Origin of the sequence: Acaryochloris sp. IP29b_bin.137 (assembly GCF_028285745.1) — a bacterium.
In the GTDB taxonomy this organism is placed as follows: domain Bacteria; phylum Cyanobacteriota; class Cyanobacteriia; order Thermosynechococcales; family Thermosynechococcaceae; genus Acaryochloris.
Window position 1 is genome coordinate 1 of record NZ_JANQOP010000167.1, and the last position, 4,704, is coordinate 4,704.

2 protein-coding genes are annotated in these 4,704 nt (G+C 46.0%); both read left to right on the plus strand.

Annotated features, from left to right (window positions below):
• The first annotated feature begins 77 nt into the window (after positions 1–77).
• The gene (locus Q0991_RS12365) at positions 78–974 is read left to right on the plus strand and encodes an NADPH oxidase family protein (RefSeq protein ID WP_299488958.1); all 897 of its coding nucleotides are present in this window, start codon (positions 78–80) and stop codon (positions 972–974) included.
• Between the two features lie 266 nt (positions 975–1,240).
• Positions 1,241–4,375 carry an alpha-mannosidase gene (locus Q0991_RS12370; protein ID WP_299488960.1) on the plus strand — a complete coding sequence of 1,045 codons (3,135 nt, stop codon included), beginning with the start codon at positions 1,241–1,243 and terminating at the stop codon, positions 4,373–4,375.
• The last annotated feature ends 329 nt before the right edge of the window (positions 4,376–4,704 follow it).

Here is a 4,704-nt window from a genome sequence, read left to right on the forward strand (position 1 = left end):
CTTTAGCGATACTGGATTAGGAGTAATTCCAAGTGTCCTACTAAAGCCCTCTTGACTAATACCTAGGGGGCTTATCCTTGGTTGGCGAAGGTATTGATGTAGTTGAACGCATTATTCGTTATCAACGGAGCAAGCAAACAACCCATATCGTCAATGCCGAAGTTTTACCCAATCAGGTTCTTGCCTTAGAGATAGCCCGACCTAGTAATTTTTCTTTTCAAGCTTCAGATTATCTCTACTTAAAATGTCCTAATGTATCAACCCATGAATGGCACCCCTTTACAATAAGCAGTGCTCCTGAGCGAGATGATGCTTTAACGTTGCATATACGGGCAGTGGGGAGCTGGACTGGAACGCTCTTTAGTCAGTTTCGGAGTTTGATTCAGAAACGTAATAAAGATGTTTCTGTACCTAATATTCCAGTTTATTTAGATGGGCCTTATCACAGCCCTAGCAACCATATTTATCAATCAGAATATGCTGTGTTAATTGCTGGAGGAATTGGCGTTACCCCCTTTGCATCTTTACTGCAAAGCATTTTGCATCGGCACCACGCTAAATCAGAATCATTAAAGCTAAAGAAAGTGCATTTCTATTGGTTTGACCGGAACCTAGACTCTTTTGAGTGGCTGTTGGATATGCTGCAACAGCTAGAAGCTAAAGATGAGTTTGATTTCTTTGATATTAATTTATTTCGAACTGGGGCTCCTAAAGATCGCGCTGCACCTCGGTTCGTTACTTTATATACGGCATTAGATTTAGTATTTAAAGAGCACAAGGTTGACCTGATCACAGGCCTAAAAAAACAAATTCAGCCAGGCCGTCCTGAATGGGATAAAATTTTCACCCAATTAAAAAAGCAATATCCAGACGAGAAAGTGGATGTTTTTTACTGTGGCCCTAGGGGATTGTCCAGAACGTTAAGGCACAAATGCAATGACTGTGGTTTCTCTTATCGCAAAGAGAATTTTTAGGAGAGCGACTTGCTACGGTTAATCCGCTTGGGGCGTTACCCCAGTTTGAATGCCTAGAAAAGCCAGGAGGATACACACCGCCCAGATGGTCCAGGGTGCCCCCTTTGCAGGGACATAGACCTTCTTTTAAGGACTATACTATGTAATCATCTTGAGATGCTGTTGTTTACTGCTCTTAGGGTAATCGCGAGTCTTTTTATACTGCTGGATGACTAAAGAGATATCTTTAGAGATCTTTCAGGTTGAGCACCTTTACGGCATCGCTAATGAAGTCAAACGCCTCTTCAGACCATAACCTCGCATCCGGTCATCTTGTTGACGCCGCGATTTCCAGGCTGCGCCAACTTACTCAGTTAGATATTCAAGCCAATTGGCGGATGTGGGCCGATGACCTGCCAGTCATCGACGGGACAAATCCACGTTCTTGGCAACAATGGTCATTGGGAAAGTTAAATGCTAGAGGCCATCTTGACTGGCCCCAGGGACGTTTGGTGCTGTGGTGCGGACAGGTGATTACGATCCCAACTTCGCAACAGAGCTACCCGCTAACAGACTGCCAGCTCAGAATAGCGTTGACTTGGTGGGCAGAGCAGGCCGAAATTTTTGTAAACGGCGAGTTAGTCCAGGCAGGGGATTTGTATGATTGCACGGCTCGGATCGTCTTGAGTTCTGCCGCTCAGCCAGGGGATGACATCGCTATTGCGATTCGGTTAGTGAGTCCGGGGCATGATCCGGGAGCCTTGGTGCGATCGCAGCTGATCTACGAACCCGTTTTGCCTCTTCTAGATCCCGGTAAAGTCGCTGATGAACTGGCTGTTTTACAAGGCTACCTGGCCAAATTTTCCCCAGACGACCATAGCCTAACGAAAGCTGTTGCCACTATTGAGTGGTCTCAGGTCAGTGACCCCAAGGCGTTTAGCCAAAGTCTGGACCAACTTCATCAACACCTGTCGCTCTGGCAAACCTGGTTACAACAACGTCAAATTAACTGGATTGGTCATGCCCATTTGGATTTAGCCTGGTTATGGCCCGTTGCAGAAACCTGGGAAGCGGCTGAGCGAACCTTTAGATCTGTTTTGAATTTACAGACAGAGTTTCCTGAACTGATATTTTGCCATTCTTCCCCAGCTCTTTATGCATGGTTCGAACAAAACCGTCCAGACCTGTTTACTCAAATTCAAACACAAGTTGATCAAGAGACGTGGGAGATAGCTGCCGGGTTGTGGGTGGAGCCAGAACTGAATTTGATTGGCGGCGAATCTTTAGTTCGCCAAGTGCTCTATGGTCAGCGCTATACCCAAGAAAAGTTTGGCTGCATTAGTAAGACTGCTTGGTTACCCGATAGTTTTGGATTTTGTTGGCAGCTCCCCCAGATATTGAAGCAGGGCGGCATTGATTATTTTTTGACTCAGAAACTGCGCTGGAATGATACCACGGAGTTCCCCTATGAAGTTTTTCTGTGGAAAGCGCCCGATGGGACTGAAATTTTTAGCCTGATGTTGCCCCCCATCGGTGAACAGATTCACCCAGTCAAGATGGGAACCTATGCCCAAGAATGGGAAGCTTCAACTGGGGTACAAGACTGTCTATGGTTACCGGGGGTAGGCGATCATGGTGGTGGTCCAACCCGCGACATGTTAGAGGTGGCTCGGCAATGGCAGCAATCGCCCTTATTCCCAAAACTACAGCCAACTACCGCTGAAAACTTTTGTCAGCAGGTGGAAGCTCAGATTCAGCAGGTGCCCGTTTGGGCGGATGAGCTGTACCTAGAATTGCATCGGGGTTGCTATACCAGTCATGCTGACCAAAAACGCTATAACCGAGAGTGTGAACGGTTGCTGTATGAAGCAGAATTGTGGAGTGCGATCGCAACCCTTACCCTCGAACATCCTTATCCCCACGACGACCTAGAACAGGCTTGGAAGCAGGTCTTATTTAACCAATTTCACGATATCCTACCGGGATCATCGATTCCCCAAGTTTTTGTTGATGCCAACCGTGATTGGGAGGCCGCCAAACAGTCTGCCACCCAGCATTTGCAAACAGCGTTAAAAGCGATTGCCACCGCCATCGATTGTCCACCGCCCCCTAATTCTGCGAGCCTGCCTGTGGTGGTGTTTAACTCTCTCAACTGGCAGCGATCTGAATTAGTGTGGGTTCAACTGCCCGATCCTCACAAACAATGGCAGATTTCCACGGCTAAGGGACAAAACTTGCCGATTCAGCCTCATCCCGACCAGCCAGACTTCCTCTGTTTTCGTGCTGAAGTACCTGCTATTGGTTATCAGCTCTACTGGTTAACGCCCGTAGAGAACGTCCAATCTGATCCACCAGACATTATACCTAAAAATTGGATTTTAGAAAATGACTATTTACAGGTACAAGTTAATGAACAAACGGGAGAATTAGATCAAATTTATGACAAAGTGGCGCAGCGACAGGTGCTGTCTGGACCGGGCAATCATCTCCAGTTTTTTACCGATAAGGGCCAATATTGGGATGCCTGGAATATTGACCCAGACTACGAAAATAAAGAACTGCCGGGCGCAACCTTGCAATCCCTTGAGTGGCTGAGTCAAGGGCCTCTGCAACAGCGGCTGCGAGTGAAACATCAATTTGGTCAATCTCAGTTTTGCCAGGATTATGTGCTGGACACCAATGCACCCCTGCTTAAGGTTGAAGTAACAGTGGACTGGCAGGAAACCCAAGTTCTCGTTAAGACTGCCTTTCCTCTAACAATTTCTTCTGATTACGCCACCTATGAAATCCCGTGCGGTGCTATCGAACGTCCCACCTTGCCCAATTCCCAACTGGAACCCAGAGAAAAAGCCAAGTGGGAAGTGCCAGCTTTGCAATGGGCTGATTTAACGGATAGACATGAGCCCACTTATGGTGTGAGCCTATTGAATAATTGCAAGTATGGCTATGATGCGAAGCCTAACCAACTGCGGTTGACTTTGTTACGCAGTCCGAATTGGCCGGATCCAGGATGCGATCGCGGCCATCACCAATTCACCTACGCCATCTATCCCCATTCAGGCTCTTGGCAGACAGCTCGGACCACTCACAAAGGGTATGAACTCAATCGGCCCTGTCATGCAATTGTGTTGTCTGCTGGCAATCAGGATAAGAACGTGTTGCCACCACAAAATAAGTTTTTAAGTTTTGAGGCCGATAACTTAATACTGATGGCATTTAAGGTATCCGAGGATAATCCCCAACAATGGATTATGCGCTTCTATGAATGTCATGGAAAAACAGCAAATATAACCATCAACCATAATTTGGATCTTCGCCTTCACGAATTAACAAATTTACTAGAGAAGCACATTTCAAAGGCCAATCAGGAACAATTATCACCCTGGAAAATTCAGACCGCACTGTGGGTAGCCCAGCAATGATTAACCAGCGACCAATATCGAGCAATACCAATCTTCTAGCAATCAACTAGCATCGAAATATTCCTTCGCCTGCAGAGGTCAAAGATCAAATCTTGACAGAAATAGTGATAGACAATCTATTTGCTGGAGCACTTTAGAGGAATGATCTTAGATCAACATAAATTCTTGGGTTGATTTATTGATCAAAAATATAGACTTTAAGATTATTTGAATATATAAACTATAAAACGATGACCTTTGGGGATGACAAGGTACTTCAAATCTAGAGTCAGCAGTAGATAGGGCAGTGTGATTTCAAAGAAAATAGGGTGGCCGAAACGACTACCCTA

Bases quoted from the DNA above. Each gene is read 5' to 3' on its own strand.
- Q0991_RS12370 (WP_299488960.1), top strand. From the start codon at position 1,241: ATGAAGTCAAACGCCTCTTCAGACCATAACCTCGCATCCGGTCATCTT.